An 18,745-nucleotide genomic window follows, 5' to 3' on the forward strand; every position below is an offset into this window, starting at 1 on the left:
GCCGGTCAGGCGGCCGGCGCGAGCGGCCGCGCGGGCACCCGGCACGGCGGGACCACGCTGCCGTCGGGGTGCAGCTCGCCGCTGTCGTCGAAGACGATCGAGCCGTCGCACAGCAGCGTCCAGCCCTGCTCGGGGTGGGCGGCCACGGGGTGCCGGGCGGGGGCGGCGGACGAGGAGAGGGAAGTCGGGTGGGAGCACATGGCGCACCTCCACATCGGATGCGGGGGACCGGCGGATCCGGTCCGCGCCCTGCATGCCTAGACCATGCCCCCGCCGTGAACGCCCCGGAACCGCCCGCCGTGAAGCGTGACAACACGCGGACAACTACCGCACGGTTCCATGACGCGCCACCGATGGGGTGAGGATCACGGGTCTCGGCACGGCCGCCCGGTACCAGTGGGATCCCCACCCCCCACGGAACCGGGAGACGACCCCATGCCCGTACGTCCCGTCCTCCTCGCGGCCCTCACCGCCGCCATGCTCGGCACCGCCGCCGGCCCGGCCGGCGCGGACCCCTCCGAGACCCTCACCGTCGACCCCGTCGGCCGGATCGCGCCGGACGGCACGATCACCCTGTCCGGCACCTACCGCTGCACCCCGGGCACCGGGCCGGTGTTCGTCGGCTCCTCGCTCAGCCAGGCCGACCCGCGCGTCAAGCACGGCATCGGCGGCAGCGGCGCCCGCTGCGACGGCGCCGAGCACCGCTGGCAGAACTCCGGCACCGTCTCCTCGGAGGCGCTCACGGCGGGCCCGGCCCATGTGCAGGCCACCCTTCTGGAGCTGCGCCCCACGGGCATCGTCCCGCTGCCGGCCTTCCACGCGGTCACGGAGCAGGACATCACGCTCGCCCAGGACTGAACGCGCACGCCCCGCCCGGCCGGCGCCCGGCTGCGGTCAGGGCCGGGCCGGGCCCGGCTCCCGGTCCGGCGGGGTGTTCCCCGGGCGGGCGGGTGCGGGGGAGCGGTGGCCGTCCGGCCGCTGGAGGGCGGCCACGAACTTGTAGCGGGAGCCGCGGTACACCGAGCGCACCCACTCCACCGGGGTGCCCTCCGCGTCCCGTGAGTGCCGGGACAGCAGCAGCATCGGCAACCCGACGTCGGTGGCGAGGAGTTGTGCCTCGCGCGGGGTGGAGAGCGAGGTCTCGATGGTCTCGTCGGCCTCCGCGAGGTGGACGCCGTACACGTCGGCGAGCGCCGTGTAGAGGGAGGGGCATTCGGCCAGGGACCGGCGCAGCCCGGGGAAGCGCAGCGCCGACAGATGGGTCGTCTCGATGGCCATGGGCGCGCCGCCGGCCAGCCGCAGCCGCTCGATGCGCAGCACCCGCCCGCCGATCGCGATGCCGAGCAGGTCCGCCAGTTTCTCGTCCGCCGGGATCTCCCCGATGTCCAGCGTCCGCGAGGCCGGAGTGAGCCCTTGGGCGCGCATGTCCTCGGTGTGCGAGGTGAGCCGGAGCGTGCGGTACAGCTTGGGCTGCGACACGAAGGTGCCCTTGCCCTGGATCCGGTCCAGGCGGCCCTCGCCCACGAGTTCCTGCAGCGCCTGCCGGACGGTGGTCCGCGAGGTGCCGAACCGGACGGCGAGCAGGCGTTCCGCGGGCATGGCCTCACCGGGGAGGAGCGTCTCGGCCATGGCGAGCAGCTGCTGCTTGATCCGGTAGTACTTCGGCACGCGCGCGATGCGGCCGGGCGCTCCGCCGCGTGGCTGTGCGCCGCTGACGTCGGTGGTCATGCCTGCCTTCCCGGCTGTGTCGGTGGGCTCCCGTTATAGCGACCAACTGCCTTATGGTCTAGTCCAACTGAACGCTTCGGGCGAAGCCCGGGCGAAGGGGATGGACGCGCTCCGATGACGTTCTCGTAACGGCCGTAATCGGCTTCCCTGACCACCCTTGACACCCCGAAAGGTCTAGGCCAAGCTCCGGGGTACTGGTCTACACCATTAGTGACCAGGCCCGAGCCCTACGTGCAACAGCGTCGTACGCAGGTCACCGCCGAGGGCGTGGGGGGTTAGTGGCATCCCTGAGGAGGGTGGCGTGAAGCGCAAGCTTGCTGCCGCGATCGTGATCGCGGGCATGATGGTCTCCGTCTCGGCGTGTGGCGGCGACGACGGCAAGGACAGTGGCAAGGACGCGGGGCCGGCGAGCTGGAAGGGCCAGACGCTCACCGTCTGGACGATGGACGGTTCCGCGCCACCGCAGTGGACCAAGGACGTCCAGGCCGCCTTCGCGAAGAAGACCGGCGCCAAGGTCAAGTTCGAGATCCAGAAGTGGGACGGGATCCAGCAGAAGATCACCACCGCCCTCTCCGAGTCGACCCCGCCGGACGTCATCGAGGTCGGCAACACCCAGACCCCCGCCTACGCGGTCACCGGCGGCCTCGCCGAACTGGGCGACCTCAAGCAGGAGATCGGCGCCGACTGGACCCAGTCGGTCTCCCAGTCCTCCGTCTACGACGGCAAGCAGTACGCCGCCCCGTGGTACTTCGCCAACCGCGTCGTCATCTACAACAAGAAGATCTGGGCCAAGGCCGGCATCAAGGACACCCCCAAGACCCGGGACGAGTTCTTCAAGGACCTTCAGGCCATAGGCAAGAAGACCGACGCCGAGCCGATCTACCTGCCCGGCCAGAACTGGTACTTCTTCGACGGCCTGACCATCGGCCAGGGCGCCGACCTGGTGAAGAAGGACGGCGACAAGTACGTCTCCAACCTCGGCGACCCCAAGGTGAGCGCCGCCATGGAGATCTACAAGAAGTACGCCTCCTTCTCCGAGGCCCCCAAGGACAAGGACGAGGCCACCCCGCAGCAGGCCACCGTCTTCGCCAAGGGCAAGACCGGCGCCATCATCGGCATGGGCTGGGAGGCCGGTACGGCGATCCAGGCGAACAAGGCCATCGAGAAGGACCTCGGCTACTTCACCATCCCGGGCGAGACGGCCGACAAGCCCGAGGGCGTCTTCCTCGGCGGCTCCAACCTCGCGGTCGCCCAGAACAGCAAGAAGCAGTCCCTGGCCAAGGAGTTCCTGAAGATCGCCCTCTCCGACCAGTTCGAGGGCCAGCTCGCCAAGCTCAACGGCGTCATCCCGAACAAGGAGTCCCTGGAGAGCAACCTCAAGGGCAACGGCGCCGCCGAGGCCGCCGCCCCGGGTGCCGCGGCCGGTGGCACCACCCCGCTGATCCCCGAGTGGGCCGCGGTGGAGAACACCCCGAACCCGATCAAGTCCTACATGACCGCGGTGCTCAACGGTAAGTCCCCGGCGGACGCCGCCAAGCAGGTCGAGGGCGAGATCAACAAGCGCCTGGCCCAGAAGAACTAGACCCCGCGCCGGGGGTGCCGCACGGGCACCCCCGGCACACCTGTGTCGTGCGGACGGCCGCCGGTGCCGTGCGCGCGGCCGGGCAAGTCGTTCGTACGGCCACGGAAGAGATGGCAACTCATGTCAGTGCAGACCGAAGGCACGGACACGGCCGGGGAGCCCGCTGTCCGCAAGGCCCGGGTGCCGGCGCCGCCGCGAGGTGAGGACCGCACCTCCCGGGCGCCCTCCCGCCGGGGCGCCGCCGCCCCCTATCTGCTCCTGCTGCCCGCGCTGCTGGCCACCGCGGTCCTGCTCGGCTGGCCCCTGGTCAAGAACGGCTTGCTGTCGTTCCAGAACCTCAACCCGCGGCAGCTCATCCAGCACCTCACCGAGTGGACCGGTTTCGACAACTACCGGGACGTCCTGACCGAGTCGGAGTTCTGGCACGTCGCCGAGCGCTCGGTCTTCTTCACCGCCGCCAACGTCGTCCTGATCATGGGCCTCGGCACCCTGGTGGGACTGCTGCTGGCGCGCCTCGGCAAGAAGATGCGGCTGCTGCTCCTGGTGGGCCTCGTCCTCGCCTGGGCCATGCCCGTCATCGCGGCCACCACCGTCTACCAGTGGCTGTTCGCGCAGCGCTTCGGCGTCGTCAACTGGGTGCTGGACAAGCTCGGCTGGCACTCCATGGCCGACCACAACTGGCTGGAGACCCAGTTCTCCACGTTCGCCGTGGTCACCCTGCTGATCGTCTGGCAGTCGGTTCCCTTCGTGGCGATCAACCTCTACGCCGCCACCACCACCATCCCCCGGGAACTGTACGAGGCCGCCGCGCTGGACGGCGCCGACACCTGGAAGAGCTTCACCTCGGTGACCCTGCCCTTCCTGCGGCCGTTCCTCTACGCGACGACGTTCCTCGAAGTGATCTGGGTCTTCAAGTCGTTCGCCCAGATCTTCGCGCTCAACGAGGGCGGCCCGGACCACCTCACCGAGACGCTGCCGATCTACGCCTACGTCGAGGGCGTCGGCAACCAGCACTTCGGGGTCGGCGCGGCGATCTCCTTCCTGACCATCCTGGTGCTGATCGCGCTCACCTCGTACTACCTGCGCATGGTGCTCAAGCAAGAGGAGGACGAGCTGTGAAGCGTTCCGCCTTCGGCCGTCTGTGGCCCAACGCGACCGCCGTCGTCCTCTTCGTCGGCTTCGTGTTCCCCGTCTACTGGATGTTCGCCACGGCCTTCAAGCCGGCCGGCGACATCATCGCCGACGACCCGGTGTGGTTCCCGACCGACGTCACCTTCGACCACTTCGAGAAGGCCGTCGACGCCGACAACTTCTGGACACTGGTGGCCAACTCGGTCACCGTCACCGTCCTGTCGGTGGTGTTCTCGCTCGTCATCGCCCTGCTGGCGGCCTTCGCCCTCACCCGGATGCGGTTCAAGGGCCGGCGCGGACTCATCGTGACCTTCATGCTGGCGCAGATGGCCCCCTGGGAGGTCATGATCATCGCCATCTACATGATCGTCCGTGACAACGACATGCTCGACAGCCTCGTCCCGCTCACCGTCTTCTACACGATGATGGTGCTCCCGCTGACCATCCTGACGCTGCGCGGCTACGTCGCGGCCGTGCCGAAGGAGCTGGAGGAGTCGGCGATGGTCGACGGCTGCAACCGCCTCCAGGCCTTCGTCAAGGTGATCTTCCCGCTGCTCGCGCCGGGACTGATGGCGACCTCGCTGTTCGGCTTCATCACCGCCTGGAACGAGTTCCCGCTGGTCCTGATCCTCAACAAGGCCAACGAGAAGCAGACCCTGCCGCTGTGGCTCTCGCAGTTCCGCACCGCCTTCGGCGACGACTGGGGTGCCACCATGGCCGCCTCGTCCCTGTTCTCGCTGCCCATCCTGATCCTCTTCATCTTCCTGCAACGCAAGGCTGTCAGCGGTCTCACCGACGGCGCCGTGAAGGGATGACGCCCCCGATGACCACACTCGCCACCGGCCCGGACACCCTCACCCGGGACGCCCTCGCGGTGCTGCAGCCGGGGTTCGACGGCACCACCGCGCCCGACTGGGTGCGCCGCCGCCTCGGCGAGGGCCTGGCCTCCGTCGCCCTGTTCGGCCGCAACGTCGCCAGCGAGGCCCAAGTCACCTCTCTGACCACCCAGTTGCGGGCCGAACGGGACGACCTGCTCATCGCCATCGACGAGGAGAGCGGTGACGTCACCCGCCTCGACGTGCGCACCGGCTCCTCCTTCCCCGGCAACCACGCCCTCGGCGCCGTCGACGACCCGGCCCTCACCCGCGCCGTCTCCCGCGAGCTGGGCCGCCGCCTGGCCGCCTGCGGCGTCAACTTCGACTGGGCGCCGTCCGCCGACGTCAACGCCAACCCCGACAACCCCGTCATCGGCGTCCGCTCCTTCGGCGCGAGCACCGACCTGGTCGCCCGGCACACCGCGGCCTGGGTGGAGGGCCTGCAGTCCACCGGCGTCGCCGCCTGCACCAAGCACTTCCCCGGGCACGGCGACACCAACGTCGACTCCCACCACGCCGTCCCGCGCATCGACGTCGACGCCGAGACCCTCTACGCCCGCGAACTGCCGCCCTTCCGGGCCGCGATGGCCGCCGGCACCCGGGCCGTCATGAGCGCGCACATCCTGGTGCCCGCCCTCGACCCGGACCGCCCCGGCACCCTCTCCCGGCGCGTCCTCACCGAACTGCTGCGCGGCGAACTCGGCTACCAGGGCCTGATCGTCACCGACGGCATGGAGATGCGGGCGATATCCGGCACCTACGGCCTGGCGCACGGCGTGGTCCTGGCGATCGCGGCCGGCGCCGACGCCATCTGCGTGGGCGGCGGCCTGTGCGACGAGGCCACCGTGCTCACCCTGCGGGACGCGCTCGTGGCCGCCGTACGCTCCGGCGAACTGCCCGAGGAGCGGCTGGCCGACGCCGCCGCCCGGGTGCGCGACCTCGCCGCCTGGACCGCAGCGGCCCGCGGCGACGCGGAGAAGACCGCACCCGACCCGGAGATCGGCCTGGTCGCGGCCCGCCGCGCCCTCACCGTGACCCGCGCCGGCGCCGCCGCACCCGTCACCGCACCGGTGTACGTCGCCCAGTTCAACCCGGCCCCCAACATCGCCGTCGGCGACCAGACCCCGTGGGGCGTGGCCGCCGAACTGGGCCGGCTGCTGCCCGGCAGCACGTCCGGATCCTTCTCCGGCCCCGACGCGGCCAAGGCCGTGCTCGCCGCGGCCGACGGCCGCCGGATCGTCGCCGTGGTGCGCGACGAGCACCGGCACGACTGGATGGGTTCCGCCCTGGACACCCTGCTCGACGCCCGGCCCGACACCGTCGTGGTGGAGATGGGCCTGCCGCAGGCCCCGCCGCGCGGTGCCCCGCACATCGCCACGTACGGCGCCGCCCGCGTCTGCGGCGTGGCGGCGGCCGAGGCCGTCGTCGTCGGCTGACCGCACGGCTCCCGGCCGCCCGCTCCTCCTCCCCGCGGGCGGCCGGTCCCTCACCCCCCGCCCATCCCGGCGGTCCCTCACTCCCCGCCGCGTCCGGCGGTCCCGCCTCAGCGCCGGATCCGGCGCCCCCGTATCCCCGCCGCATCGCGTCCGGCGGTTCCCCACGCCCTGGCCCATGCCGGCGGCACATGTCTCACGCACGACCCGAAGGTGCCCGACCAACACCCCGGAGTGATCGCATGCAGACGCCCTTCCCCCGCCTCCATCGCGCGGCCACCGACCGCCCCTACTTCAGCGCCGACGGCGAGACCTACTTCGCCCCGACACCCCTGCGCGACATCGAGAAGACCCGGCCCCTCAAGGTGCTGTCCGCGGCGGACTTCGCCTTCTGGCAGCGCTACGGCTACGTCGTCGTACGCGAGGCCATCACCCCCGGCGAGGCCAAGGGCCTGCTCGACTTCGCCTGGCAGTTCCAGGGCCTCGACCCCGACCGCCCGGAAACCTGGTACGAGGCACCGGAGTTCCGCTCCGAACTGGACCGGCACCTCTACATCTACGGCTTCGTCGAGGCCTACCACCACCAGCTGATCTGGGACAGCCGCCAGACGCACCGCGTCCACGACGCCTTCGCGGACATCTGGGACTGCGAGGAACTGTGGGTCACCCTGGACCGGCTCAACCTCAACCCGCCCAACGTGCGCACCCGTTCACGTTCCCTCATCGAGCCCACGGACGACGGCTTCGACATCGAGCTGCACTGGGACGTCGACACCACCCGCGCCGTGCTCCCGCAGCGCGTCCAGGGCATCATCGCGCTGAACGACACCCGGCCCGAACTCGGCGGCTTCCAGTGCGCTCCCGAGCTCTTCCGCCGGTTCGAGGAGTGGCGCCTCGGCCGGCCGTCCGACCGCGACCCGGTCCGCCCCGGCACCGACCGTGACGAGTTCCCGGTCGTCCGCCCCGAACTCCAGGCCGGCGACCTGCTGATCTTCAACGGCCTGCTCGCGCACGGCGTCGCGCCGAACCTCTCCGACAACGGTGTCAGGGCCGTCCAGTACCTGTCGATGATGCCCGCGCTGGAGGAACACACCGCGCTGCGCGACTCCCGCGTGCACTCCTGGCGCACCCTGGCCACCCCCGACTGGAACGGCACCCTCCTCGGCGACGCCCGTGAACCGGAGGCCCTCCGCTACGGCCCGGCCGCGCTCAACGGGCTCGGCAGGAAGCTGCTCGGACTGGACTCCTGGGCCGCCGCGGAAGAGGCACAGTGAACCGCATCTGCCTCTGCCTGCCCACCGACCGGGCCTGCTCGGCCACCCTCACCGCCGTCCACGAGGAGGCCGCCCACGCCGCCCGCGACCACGGCGCGGACGTCCAGCTGCTCGTCCTCGACTCCTCCGACGACCGCACCCGCGCCGAGCACACCCGGGTCGTCGCCGGACTCCGCCCCGTCCCCGGCGTCACCGTCCACCACCTCGACGAGTCCGCCCAGCGCGCCTTCCTGCGCCGGGCCGTCGAACGCGCCGGGCCGCCCGAGCCCGAGCGCCTGCTGCGCCTGATGCTGCCGTCCGCCGTCTCCTACGGCGCCTGCACCAACCGCGCCTTCCTGCTGGCCGCCGCCCTCGGCTGCTCCTCGCTGCACCGCCGCGACTCCGACAGCGCCTACCAACTCCACGACGGCCAACCTGTGTTCCCCGTCCACCACGAGCTGCCCTGGCTCGGCCGGCCCGCCGCCGAGGCCGCGGCCGGCGGACTGCGCACCGACCTCGGCCCCGCCCACGCGCACCGCCCGGTGTCGCTCGCCGGTGCCTCCTTCATCGGCGAACTCTCCGTGGACATCGCGGAGATACAGCACCTGGACGAGGGGATCTACCACGACGTCGTGAGCCTGTGGGCGCCCGGCGACTGGCCGGAGGAACGCACCCGGCAACTGGTCGAGGAGTCCTTCACCGGCGCGGGGACGGCACCGTTCACCGGCGACCGGGCGACCCTCACCCGGGTCGACCCCATGCGCGTCGACATGTGCAACGTCGCCTTCGACCGGGCGGTGTACGAGCGGATGCCGCTGCCGCCCGCCACCGACACCATCGGCAGCGACTACTTCCTGCTCCACCTGGTCCACGACGCCGGCCTGCCCGGCATCCTGCACAACCGGCACATCGAGAACTTCCACACCCCGGAACGCCGTACCGACAGCGGATTCGCGGCCTACCAGCGGCGGTTCGTGAAGTTCCTGCTCTCGATGCTCTACTTCCACCACGTCTACGACCGCATGGCCGCCGAGGGCGCCGCACTGCTCGACGAGCGGCACCGGGTGCGGCCCGGGACGGTCACCGCCCTCCTCCGGGAGAGCGCCGGCCTGGATCGCGCTCAGAACGTGTGGCGCCTGGACCGCGTCGACACCGCCTACCGCAAACTGGGCGGCCGGTACGCGCTCTTCGCCGACCGCCTCGCGGCCGAACGGGACCGCTTGCTCGACGAGGCCGAGGCGGACATCGAGGACTACGCGTACCTGACCGAAGTCTGGCCGGCCCTCGTGGAAGCGGTCCGCGCATGAGCGCCCCGCACCCGACGGCGCCCCGTCCGGCGGCCCGGCACCTGACCGCCTCCACCGACGACCGCATCGTCTACGACCTCACCGGCGTGGAGCGGCAGTACGACTCCCTGCGGGCCGAACTGCCCGGGGCGGACATCCGCTTCGCCCTCAAGGCCTGCCCGGTCGACGAGGTCCTGCGCTGCCTGGCCGCCCGCGGCGCGGGATTCGACGCGGCGAGCCCCGCCGAGATCGCCCAGGCACTCCGCACCGGCGTCCCCGTCGACCGCGTCCACTACGGCAACACCGTCAAGTCCGACCACGACATCGCCGCGGCCCACCGCCTGGGTGTCCGCACCTTCGCCACCGACAGCGCCGAGGACGTCACCGCGATCGCCCGGTACGCCCCCGGCGCCCGGGTGTTCTGCCGCCTCGCCACCAGCGGCGAGGGCGCCCTGTGGGGACTGAACCGCAAGTTCGGCTGCGCACCGGGCGACGCCGTCCGCGTGCTGGCCACGGCCCGCGCCGCCGCCCTGACCCCGGCGGGCCTCTCCGTGCACGTCGGCTCCCAGCAGATGACCGGCGAGGCCTGGCAGCAGGCCTTCGACACCCTCGCCGGGACACTGACGGAGCTCGCCGCGCACGGGATCGTGCCCGACCACGTCAACCTCGGCGGCGGCCTGCCCGCGCTCGGCTACCGGGACCGCCGCGGCAACGCCCTCGAACCGCCCCTGGACAAGATCCTCACCGTCCTGCGCGAGGGCGTCGAGCGCCTGCGCGGCCTCACCCCCGCACCCCTGGACGTCGTCCTGGAACCCGGCCGCCACCTGGTCGCCGACCACGGCGTCGTCCACGCCCACGTCTCCCGGCTCACCCGGCGCCGGCAGCCCGACGGCACCTGCGCCCACTGGCTGTACCTCAGCTGCGGCAAGTACAACGGCCTGTACGAGATGGACCAGGTCACGCACCGCTTCGTCTTCCCCGGCCGGTCCGAGACCGAGGACCACGTCCCCGCGATCGTCGCGGGACCGACCTGCGACAGCGACGACGCCTACGGCGGCGGCCGGCACCCGGTGCGCGTGCCCCGGGCCCTCGCCTCCGGCGACCCGGTCCGGATCCTCTCCGCCGGCGCCTACGCCACCAGCTACATGACCCAGGGGTTCAACGGCATCCACCCGCTGCCGGCCGTCTGCACACGCGGCACCGCCGGGCTCACGGACCCCCGACGAACGGCACTGACATGAACCACACCCTGCGCATACGGGGCATCGCCGAGACCGACTGGCCCCGGATCGCGGCCCTGGAGACGGCGGCCTACGTCGACCTCTCCCTCACCGAGGGCGAGGAGACACTGCGCTCCCGCGCCCGCATCTCGGCCGGCACCTGCTTCGTCCTCGACCTCGACGGCGCGATCGCGGGCTACGTCCTCGCGCTGCCCTACCCCCCCTTCCGCTGCCCGGACCTGAGCCGCCCCGAACGGGTCGTCCACCACTCGGCCAACCTCCACCTGCACGACCTCGTCGTCAGCGCGCCGCTGCGCCGAAGAGGGCTCGGCAGCCGGCTCGTACGCCATCTGAGCGGCGTCGCCCGCGCCCGCGGCTTCGCGACCACGTCCCTCGTCGCGGTCGCCGGCAAGGAGCGGTTCTGGCAGGCCCACGGCTACCGGGCCCACCCCGAGGCCCACCTCCCACCGGGCTACGGCGCGGACGCCGTCTACATGTCGGCCCAGGTGGCCGCGGCCCGGCCCGGCGAAGCCCGGAGAGCGGTCTGATGCCCGGACACCCCACCCCCGCCGGCCCGCCCGGGTTCGCCCGGGCCAAATGGTCCATCGCGGCGCTGTTCTGCTTCCTCGGCTTCCAGTACGGCACCTGGATCTCCCGCCTCCCGGCGCTGCGGACCCGGCTGGACCTCGGGGCCGGCGAGGTGGGCCTGCTGCTGATGGCCTGCGGGGCGGGCGCGGCGGCCTCGTTCCCGCTCGTCGCCCTCCTGATGCGCCGGCTCGGCTCCCGGCGGCTGTCCCTCGTCTCCGCCCTGTGCCTCGTCGGCGTCCTGGCCGCGCTGCCCGCCGTACCGGACTACCCCCTGGCCCTCCTTACCGTGTGCGCCGACGGTGTCGCGGTCGGCTGCCTCAACGTCGCGATGAACGCCCAGGGCGCCGCGCTGGAGAAGGCCCACGACCGCACCGCCATGTCCCAGCTCCACGCCACGTTCAGCGCCGGCCTGCTCGCGGCGGCCCTGCTGACCTCCGGCGCGACCACGGTGACCGCGTCCGTCCGGGCCCACTTCGCGGTGGCCGGCGCCCTGCTGCTGCTCCTGCTCACCGCGGCCCGCCCGGGCCTGCTGACGGACCCGGGCACGGACACCCCGCCCGCCGGTCCGGCCGGACCGAAGCGGCCCCGCCGGCTAGTGCCGCCCTCCGCCGCGACCCTGCTCCTGGGCTGCGCCATGGCGTTCGGCACGATCACCGAGGGCGCCATGAACGACTGGTCCACGCTCTATCTGCGGGACGTCGTCGAGGCGTCCGCGACGGTGGCCCCCCTGGGCATCGCCGTCGTCTCCGTGACGATGCTGCTGGCCCGGGCGTGCGCCGACCGCTGGCGCACCCGCTGGGGCGACGGCCGTGTGGTCCGCACGGGCAGCGCCGTGGCCGCCGCCGGACTGGGCCTCGCGCTGCTCGCCGGAGGAGTCGTGCCCACCCTCCTCGGCTTCGCCTGTGTCGGCCTCGGCGCCGCCGCCATCACCCCGTGCGTGTACGTCGCCGCGGCCGAACGCGGCCCGGACGCCCTGGCCCTGGTCGCGGCGACGGGCACCACCGGCCTCCTGGCCGGCCCCGCCCTCATCGGCTTCGTCGCGGCCGCGGCGAACCTGACGCTGGGCATGGCCACGGTGGCGGCCTCGGCCCTCGTCGTCACGCTGACCGCCCTGCGGATACCGTGGCGGGCCCGGGCCGCCGTGCCCGGGTCCTGACCCGAGCCCCGGCGTCCCGGGCCCGCACCCGGCACGCGCCGCTACCGTCTGCGCCGCCGGCCCGGCGCCCGGGACGCGGGCTTCGGCTCCCGCGCGGGGATGCCCACCTCGATGGAGTCGAGCACGTGGGCGCCGTACAGATCCTGCAGCCAGTTGGTCTGGTAGACGGTGTCCAGGTAGCGCTCGCCGAGGTCCGGCGCGATGGCCACGGCGGTGAGCCCGCGGGTGTCGTGCCGCGCCAGCCAGTCCGCCGCGCCGCTGACCACCGTCCCCGTGGAGCCGCCGAACAGGAAGCCCCGCCGGGCCATCCGGTGACACATCCGGATGGTGTCCGCCTCCTCGACCCGGACCACCTCGTCCACGAAGGACTCGTCCAGCAGCGGCGGGCGCATGCTCATGCCCAGACCGGGGATCATCCGGGGCCCCGGCTCACCGCCGAAGGCCACCGAGCCCACGGCGTCCACGGCGACCACGTGCACCGGACGGTGCCACTCCTGGAACCACCGGGCGCAGCCCATCAGGGTCCCGGTGGTGCCCGCCCCGATGAACACGACGTCCAGCTCCGGGAACTCGGCGGCGATCTCCGGGGCCGTGGTGCGGTAGTGCGCCCGCCAGTTGCCCGCGTTGGTGTACTGGCTCAGCCAGACGTAGCGGGAGTCGGAGGCGCACAGCGCACGGACGTACTCGATGCGCATACCGAGGAACCCGCCGTTGGAGTCCTGGTCGGCCACGACGTGGACTTCGCTGCCGAGCGCCTCCATCAGCAGCCTGGTCGACAGGTTGCAGCGGGAGTCGGTCACACACAGGAACCGGTAACCCTTGCTCGCGGCGATCATGCTGAGCGCGACACCCAGGTTTCCGGACGAGGACTCGACGAGGACGGAGTCCGACGTCAGGATTCCGTCACGCTCGGCGCTCTCCACCATCTCGTTCGCGGCCTTCAGCTTGATGGAGCCGGCGAAGTTGAAGCCCTCGCACTTCAGGTAGAGCGGGTATCCGCAGGTCGACTCGAGGTCGACGAAGAGATGCCCCTCGTTGAAGGCGTAGGGAGCGGAAATGACAGGCACTGCGGGCCTCCTGGTGCCGGGCGAAGGACGTGGACGGCCTCAGCCGTACCGGCGCAGGTCGTGGAAGAAGTCGTCGATGACGCGGAGGTTTCCCGCCCGGCCCACTTCGTCGTAGACGAACTTGCCCACGGCGAGGTCGAGGACGCCGAGTCCGAACGGCGAGAAGATCACCGGCCGGTCGGCCGGAGGCGCGGCGCGCCCCAGCATCACGTCGCACAGGGTCCCGTTCAGGAAGTCGCGGTTCCCGGTGCGCTGTTCCACGAGGTGGGGGGACGTGTCCGCCTTCAGGCAGTGCTCGACGTCGTCGACGAAGTTGGCGGCGCCGAGCAGGACCTCCGGGGCGAGGTCGCGCAGGGACACGTGCAGGACCACGGGGTTGTGGGCGAACCAGGCCGGTGTGGTGACGTGCGGCCGGCCGGCGACGGTGGCGAAGACCACCAGGTCGCTGCCGCGGACGAGGTCCTCGGCGCGCTCGTGCACGGTGACCTCGCCGGTCACACCCGCCTGCTCCAGATAGCCGCGGAAGCCGGCGGCGCTGTCGGCGGACACGTCGTGCACGCCGATCGCGTCGAAGGACCAGCCCGTGCCGGCCAGGAAGGTGTGGATGTACCGGGCGATCAGACCCGTGCCGAAGAAGCCCACCCGGCGGGGACGGGTCCGGTTGCGGCTGAGCACGTCGGCCGCCAGTGCCGCCGACGCCGCCGTCCTGGTCGCGCTGATGATGGAGCTCTCCAGGCAGGCGAACGGATACCCGGTGTCGTGGTCGTTGAGGATCAGCACCGCGGAGGCCCGTGGCAGTCCGCTGTCCACGTTCTCCGGGAAGCTGGAGATCCACTTCATGCCGTCCACCCGGACCGACCCGCCGATGGAGGCGGGCAGCGCGATGATCCGCGAGCTGGGCCGGTCCGGGAACCGCAGGAAGTACGACGGCGGGTTGACCGAGTCCCCCGCGCCGTGCAGCCGGTAGGTGGCCTCGACCAGCCCCACGAGTTCCTTCTCGCGCCCGCCGAGGGCCTGCTGCACCTGCTCACCGGAGATCACGGCGAACGTCGGCACCGAGGGGCCCCCGGGCACGGCCCGGTGGGCGGCGGTCGACAGCAGATCGGTCATCGTTCGCTCGCCTCCGGGGTCGGGCAGCCGTCGGCCAGCCGCCGCGGCTCACCCATGCCGACCAGCACCTGCCGGTCCCCGGTGAAGGGCTCCCGGCTGTGCGCGGTGCGGATGTTGTCCACGAGCAGCAGGTCACCGGAAATCCAGGGCTCGCGCCGGGTGTGCGCCTCGTACGTGCTGTTGAGCTGCTCCACCACGTCCTCGCCGATCGGGCTGCCGTCCCCGTAGCGGGTGTTGAACGGCAGACCGTCCTCGCCGTACTCGTCCACCAGGTACTCGCGCACCTCGGGGGCCAGCGTCCACTCGTTGAGGAAGGCGATCTGGTTGAACCAGCAGCGGCGGCCCGTGAGCGGGTGCCGCACCACGGCGCTGCGGCGCTGCCGGGTGCGCAGCGAACCGTCGGCCTGCCAGCTGAAGTCGATGGCGTTGGCCCGGCAGTAGCTCTCGATCGCGGTGCGGTCGGCGGTGCCGAACGACTCCTCCAGGGAGGCCCCGATCTCGTCGTTGTAGCTGCGGGTCAGCATCCAGCCCTCACGCTCGAACCGGTCGGTCAGACCGGCGGGCAGCGCCTTGAGGACCTGCTCCGCGTCGGCCACCGCCGTCGCCCCGCCCTGCTCGGGCGCGGTCGGACAGGCGAACAGCATCAGCCCGGGCACCTCCAGGGTGTAGCTCAGCTCGTGGTGCATGCACATCGGCTGGTTCGCCGGCCAGGTGGTGGAGGAGTACAGCCCATGGCCGTGGGACTCGCGGGGCGCGAACGCCTCCCGCTCCGTCATGAGCCCGCCGGACAGACGGGTGAGGACGGCACCGATCCGGTCCGCGTCCCGCAGCCCGAGGCCGCGGACGAGCAGCGCCCCGTGCTCGGTGACCTGCGCCCGCAGCGCCTCCCGGTGCGCGGCCGCCCAGCCCGGCGCGTCACCCGGCGGATCGACGTGCAGGATCGGGGGTTTGTCCGGCCGCAGCTCCACCTCTAGCGGTGCTGCCAGGGATGAGGACGTCATCTCGGTTTTCCTTTCGGTCGCCCGCCCGGTCGGCCCGGGGGGATCGGACGGGGATCAGGTGGAGGCCAGCGGCAGAGCGGTGTTCACGACGGCCTGTGCCGCCTCGGCCGGACGGGTGCGCAGGAAGTGGTGGCCGCCGTCGGGCAGCTCGTGCAGTTCGACGTGCTCGGCCACGAGCAGCCAGTCCCGGTACCGGTGGACGTGGTCGGCGGTGTACGGGTCGTCGGCGGCGACGACCACCGAGACCGGAGCGGAGAGCTTCACCGGCGGCGGGGAGTCGAGGACCGCCCGGAAGTAGCGGTGCGCCTGCAGGCAGTCGTGCCGGTAGGCGGCGCCGATGTGCGCGGCGTGCCGCTCGTTGAGCTCGGCGAGTTCCGGGTGGCCGCCGTCCGCGGCCAGCCCGGCCGCGATCTCCGCGTCGCTCCGGCCGGCCAGCGCGGCGACGGCGGCGTCGCGTTCGGCCGCGGTGCCGAGCAGCTGCGCGGCCAGGAACACCCGTGTCACCCGCACGCCCCGCTCCCGCAGCAGCCGGGCCGTCTCCAGGGCCGGCGCGGTGCCCGAGGAGTGGCCCCAGAGCATGACCCGGGTCAGGCCGCGTGCCGTGATCTCGTCGGCGACCCGCTCGGCCACCCGCGTGATCGACGCGAACGGCTCGGGCGAGCCGGCCAGGTCGTGACCGGGCAGGTCCACCGCGAACACCGCCGGGCCGCGGCCCGCCAGCTCCCGGGCCATCGGCTGGTAGTTGACCGCGTTGCCGCCCGCGTAGGGGAAGCACACCAGCGCGCTCTCGGGGGTGCCGTCCGCCTCCGACACCGGCTGGAGCAGCTCCCGGCGCCGGCCGGCGGCCCCGTCGAGGAGAGCGGCCAGGTCGGCGAGGACCGGGTGCCGGGTGATGTCCTTCAGGGACACCGCCCGGTCCAGCGCGAGGGTGAGCTTCACGGCCGTCAGGGAGGTGCCGCCGGAGTCGAAGAAGTGGTCCGTCCGGCGGATCCGGTGCTCGGGCACGCCCAGCAGCTCCGCCCAGGCGGCCGCCAGCCTCCGCTCGGCCGGGCTCAGCTCGTCCGCTCCCGCCGCGTCCTCCCCGGCGTCCGGTGCCGCCCGCTCGGCCAGCGCGGTCAGCGCCTTGCGGTCGATCTTGCCGTTGGCGGTCAGCGGGAGGCCGTCCTGCCAGTGGAAGGCCGAGGGGACCATGTAGGCGGGCAGCACGGCGGCGAGCTCCGCGCTCAGGGCGTCCGGCCGCTGACGCGTGCCGCTGTAGAAGGCGATCAGGTGCTTGCTCCCGCCGGCCCGCTCGGCGACGACCACCGCACCGTCCCGCACCCCGTCCACCCGCAGCAGGGTGTTCTCGATCTCGCCGATCTCGATCCGGAAGCCGCGGATCTTGACCTGGTTGTCCCGGCGGCCCAGGAACTCCAGTTTCCCGCCCGGGTGCCAGCGGCCCCAGTCACCGCCCAGGTAGAGCCGTTCCCCGGGCCGGAACGGGTCCGTGCGGTAGGCCTCACGGGTGCGTTCGGGGTCGTTGACGTAGCCGCGGCCCACGCAGACGCCGGAGAACGCGATCAGTCCGGGGGCGCCCAGCGGCACCAGGGACATCTGCTCGTCCACCACGTACACCCGCACGTTGTTGACCGCCCGACCGAGCAGCACCCGGTCGGGCACGCCGTCCAGGACCTCGTGGTTGGTGTCGTCCGAGGTCTCCGTGAGTCCGTAGGCGTTGAGCAGCCGGATCCCCGGCTGGACCGCGAACCAGCGCTGGACCAGCTCCCGTTTCAGCGCCTCACCGGTCACCGACACGCACCGCAGGTCCGGCAGGGCCCGCGGGTGCCGCTCCAGGTACGAGACCACGACCTCCAGGTAGGAGGGCACGACCTGCGCCACCGCGACCCGGCCGCGCTCCAGCGTGTCGACGAACCGCTCCACGTCCACGACGACGTCCTGGCCGACCAGCAGGGTCCGCCCGCCGACCAGCAGCGCGGACACCAGCTGCCAGAGCGAGATGTCGAAGCACTGCGGCGCCGTCTGCGCCACCACCGACCCCTCGCCGATGCCCAGGTCGTCGATCTTGGCGTGGAGATGGTTGAGCAGGCCCGCGTGCTCGCACATCGCGCCCTTCGGCTCGCCGGTGGAGCCGGAGGTGAAGTAGATGTACGCCAGCTGGTCGGCGTCGACCCGCACGCCGGGGGAACTGTCCTCGTGCGGTTCCGCGTACGCCGTCTCGACCAGCAGCTTCTCGGTCGCGGGCAGGCCGGCCAGCGCCTCGTCGAGCGTCCCGGTGCTGCCGGACTCGGTGAGCACCAGCCGGCACCCGGCCCGCTCGAGCGTCGCCGCGACCCGGCCGGCCGGGAAATGCGGCTCGATCGGCAGGTACGCGCCGCCCGCCTTGAACACGGCCAGCGTCGCCGCCAGCCAGTCCAGGTTGCGTTCGGTGACGACGGCCACCACGTCCTCCCGGCCCAGACCGCGCGCCAGCAGTGCCCGCGCCAGCCGGTTGGCGCGCGCGTCGAGCTCCCCGTACGTCCACTCGCGCTCGCCCTGCACCGCCGCGACGGCCTGCGGATGCGCCCGCGCACGCCGTTCGAACAGCTCGTGGGCCCGGGCGTCCGGCAGCGGCCTGTGCGGACCGGCCAGCCCTTCCAGCTGCTCGCGGACCTCGTCGTCCGACAGCAGGCTCTGCCGGTCGTGGGACGCGTCCGGGCCGGACACCATCAGCCGCAGCGCCTTGAGGTGGTAGCCCCCGATCCGGGCCGCGCTCTCGGCGTCCAGCACGTCCGTGCGGTAGCGCAGGCGCAGCTTCAGCCGGCCGCCCAGGTCCGACCAGCGCACGTGCAGCACACCCTCGCCGACGTGCGCCTCCTCGGCTCCCAGGGGGCCGAACACCACCTCGTACGACGGCTCGGTCACCCCCAGCTCCGCACGGAGCCGGGCGACCGGGAACTCCCGGTGGGCCAGCAGCTCCGCCTCGGCCCGCTCCGCCGCCGACACCAGCGCGAACCAGGAGCCCGGGGTGACGGACAGACGGCACGGCAGCGGCTCGCCCCGCACTCCGGCGCTGTACCCGGTCACCACGTCCCGCTCACCGGACAGGGCGGCCAGCACCTTGGCGTGCGCCGCGAGCAGCAGCGCGCTGATCGGCACGCCCGACCGCCGTACCAGATCGCGTACCGCGTCGGCCACGTCGTCCGGGACCGCCGCCTCCTGCTCGGCCGCTCCCGGCTCCGGGCGCCCCACCCACCGGGGCACCGCGGTGGTGCCGCCGGCGGTCAGCACCCGGCTCCAGTACCCACGGTCCGCTTCCACGCGCGTGTCCATCGAATG

At 72.6% G+C, this 18,745-nt stretch carries 16 protein-coding genes; 10 read left to right on the top strand and 6 right to left on the bottom strand.

The features are described 5' to 3' along the window. Positions 1–5 precede the first annotated feature (5 nt). Positions 6–200 carry a DUF5999 family protein gene (locus tag N8I86_RS28650; protein WP_073897544.1) on the bottom strand — a complete coding sequence of 65 codons (195 nt, stop codon included), beginning with the start codon at positions 198–200 and terminating at the stop codon, positions 6–8. 235 nt (positions 201–435) lie between these two features. Here N8I86_RS28650 and N8I86_RS28655 point away from each other — a divergent pair, with 235 nt between their 5' ends. Further along, entirely contained in the window at positions 436–858 is a 423-nt protein-coding gene (locus N8I86_RS28655; RefSeq protein ID WP_263279021.1) for a DUF6299 family protein, read from the top strand. Positions 859–894: 36 nt separating this feature from the next. Here the strand turns inward: N8I86_RS28655 and N8I86_RS28660 are convergent, their stop codons facing one another. Then, positions 895–1,728 (bottom strand): GntR family transcriptional regulator, encoded by an 834-nt coding sequence (locus N8I86_RS28660; protein ID WP_123440027.1) that lies wholly within the window; start codon positions 1,726–1,728, stop codon positions 895–897. Positions 1,729–2,029: 301 nt separating this feature from the next. On the opposite strand from N8I86_RS28660, the gene N8I86_RS28665 reads away from it, so the two are divergent. The 9 genes from N8I86_RS28665 (at position 2,030) to N8I86_RS28705 (ending at position 12,252) form a co-directional block, all read left to right on the top strand. Beyond that, on the top strand, positions 2,030–3,310 hold the full coding sequence (locus N8I86_RS28665) for an extracellular solute-binding protein (protein ID WP_123440028.1): 1,281 nt from the start codon (positions 2,030–2,032) through the stop codon (positions 3,308–3,310). A gap of 120 nt (positions 3,311–3,430) precedes the next feature. Then, positions 3,431–4,429, top strand: coding sequence for a carbohydrate ABC transporter permease (locus tag N8I86_RS28670; RefSeq protein ID WP_263279022.1), 999 nt, complete (start codon positions 3,431–3,433; stop codon positions 4,427–4,429). Beyond that, the gene (locus N8I86_RS28675; protein ID WP_073897534.1) at positions 4,426–5,256 is read left to right on the top strand and encodes a carbohydrate ABC transporter permease; all 831 of its coding nucleotides are present in this window, start codon (positions 4,426–4,428) and stop codon (positions 5,254–5,256) included. The genes N8I86_RS28670 and N8I86_RS28675 overlap by 4 nt, the downstream gene beginning before the upstream one ends. An 8-nt stretch (positions 5,257–5,264) precedes the next feature. After that, entirely contained in the window at positions 5,265–6,752 is a 1,488-nt protein-coding gene (locus N8I86_RS28680) for a glycoside hydrolase family 3 protein (RefSeq protein ID WP_263279023.1), read from the top strand. A gap of 239 nt (positions 6,753–6,991) precedes the next feature. After that, positions 6,992–8,023, top strand: a complete 1,032-nt coding sequence (locus N8I86_RS28685) for a phytanoyl-CoA dioxygenase family protein (protein ID WP_073897530.1) — start codon at positions 6,992–6,994, stop codon at positions 8,021–8,023. Beyond that, positions 8,020–9,309 (top strand): DUF6271 family protein, encoded by a 1,290-nt coding sequence (locus N8I86_RS28690; protein ID WP_263279024.1) that lies wholly within the window; start codon positions 8,020–8,022, stop codon positions 9,307–9,309. The genes N8I86_RS28685 and N8I86_RS28690 overlap by 4 nt, the downstream gene beginning before the upstream one ends. Further along, positions 9,306–10,529 carry a type III PLP-dependent enzyme domain-containing protein gene (locus N8I86_RS28695; RefSeq protein ID WP_263279025.1) on the top strand — a complete coding sequence of 408 codons (1,224 nt, stop codon included), beginning with the start codon at positions 9,306–9,308 and terminating at the stop codon, positions 10,527–10,529. Before N8I86_RS28690 ends, N8I86_RS28695 begins: the two co-directional genes overlap by 4 nt. After that, the gene (locus N8I86_RS28700; RefSeq protein WP_263279026.1) at positions 10,526–11,056 is read left to right on the top strand and encodes a GNAT family N-acetyltransferase; all 531 of its coding nucleotides are present in this window, start codon (positions 10,526–10,528) and stop codon (positions 11,054–11,056) included. Before N8I86_RS28695 ends, N8I86_RS28700 begins: the two co-directional genes overlap by 4 nt. Continuing rightward, complete coding sequence (locus N8I86_RS28705; RefSeq protein WP_263279027.1) at positions 11,056–12,252, top strand: MFS transporter; 1,197 nt, start codon at positions 11,056–11,058, stop codon at positions 12,250–12,252. The genes N8I86_RS28700 and N8I86_RS28705 overlap by 1 nt, the downstream gene beginning before the upstream one ends. 41 nt (positions 12,253–12,293) lie before the next feature. On the opposite strand, the gene sbnA is transcribed toward N8I86_RS28705, so the two are convergent. From sbnA to N8I86_RS28725, 4 genes are read right to left on the bottom strand one after another with little or no spacing between them, the layout of a single operon-like run. After that, the gene (gene sbnA / locus N8I86_RS28710; protein WP_073897520.1) at positions 12,294–13,319 is read right to left on the bottom strand and encodes a 2,3-diaminopropionate biosynthesis protein SbnA; all 1,026 of its coding nucleotides are present in this window, start codon (positions 13,317–13,319) and stop codon (positions 12,294–12,296) included. Between the two features lie 39 nt (positions 13,320–13,358). Next, entirely contained in the window at positions 13,359–14,429 is a 1,071-nt protein-coding gene (gene sbnB, locus N8I86_RS28715) for a 2,3-diaminopropionate biosynthesis protein SbnB (RefSeq protein WP_123440035.1), read from the bottom strand. Next, positions 14,426–15,430, bottom strand: coding sequence for a TauD/TfdA family dioxygenase (locus N8I86_RS28720; protein ID WP_263279028.1), 1,005 nt, complete (start codon positions 15,428–15,430; stop codon positions 14,426–14,428). Before N8I86_RS28720 ends, sbnB begins: the two co-directional genes overlap by 4 nt. Positions 15,431–15,484: 54 nt before the next feature. Beyond that, the gene (locus N8I86_RS28725) at positions 15,485–18,739 is read right to left on the bottom strand and encodes a non-ribosomal peptide synthetase (RefSeq protein WP_263279029.1); all 3,255 of its coding nucleotides are present in this window, start codon (positions 18,737–18,739) and stop codon (positions 15,485–15,487) included. Positions 18,740–18,745: the final 6 nt, after the last annotated feature.

It is taken from the genome of Streptomyces albidicamelliae, from assembly GCF_025642175.1.
Lineage (GTDB): Bacteria > Actinomycetota > Actinomycetes > Streptomycetales > Streptomycetaceae > Streptomyces > Streptomyces albidocamelliae.

Excerpts from the sequence above, each read along its gene's own strand:
- N8I86_RS28700 (WP_263279026.1), top strand. The coding sequence starts at position 10,526 with ATGAACCACACCCTGCGCATACGGGGCATCGCCGAGACCGACTGGCCC.
- N8I86_RS28670 (WP_263279022.1), top strand. The coding sequence starts at position 3,431 with ATGTCAGTGCAGACCGAAGGCACGGACACGGCCGGGGAGCCCGCTGTC.
- sbnB (WP_123440035.1), bottom strand. The coding sequence starts at position 14,429 with ATGACCGATCTGCTGTCGACCGCCGCCCACCGGGCCGTGCCCGGGGGC.
- N8I86_RS28660 (WP_123440027.1), bottom strand. The coding sequence starts at position 1,728 with ATGACCACCGACGTCAGCGGCGCACAGCCACGCGGCGGAGCGCCCGGC.
- N8I86_RS28725 (WP_263279029.1), bottom strand. The coding sequence starts at position 18,739 with ATGGACACGCGCGTGGAAGCGGACCGTGGGTACTGGAGCCGGGTGCTG.
- N8I86_RS28720 (WP_263279028.1), bottom strand. The coding sequence starts at position 15,430 with ATGACGTCCTCATCCCTGGCAGCACCGCTAGAGGTGGAGCTGCGGCCG.
- N8I86_RS28695 (WP_263279025.1), top strand. The coding sequence starts at position 9,306 with ATGAGCGCCCCGCACCCGACGGCGCCCCGTCCGGCGGCCCGGCACCTG.
- N8I86_RS28705 (WP_263279027.1), top strand. The coding sequence starts at position 11,056 with ATGCCCGGACACCCCACCCCCGCCGGCCCGCCCGGGTTCGCCCGGGCC.
- N8I86_RS28685 (WP_073897530.1), top strand. The coding sequence starts at position 6,992 with ATGCAGACGCCCTTCCCCCGCCTCCATCGCGCGGCCACCGACCGCCCC.
- N8I86_RS28655 (WP_263279021.1), top strand. The coding sequence starts at position 436 with ATGCCCGTACGTCCCGTCCTCCTCGCGGCCCTCACCGCCGCCATGCTC.
- N8I86_RS28650 (WP_073897544.1), bottom strand. The coding sequence starts at position 200 with ATGTGCTCCCACCCGACTTCCCTCTCCTCGTCCGCCGCCCCCGCCCGG.
- N8I86_RS28680 (WP_263279023.1), top strand. The coding sequence starts at position 5,265 with ATGACCACACTCGCCACCGGCCCGGACACCCTCACCCGGGACGCCCTC.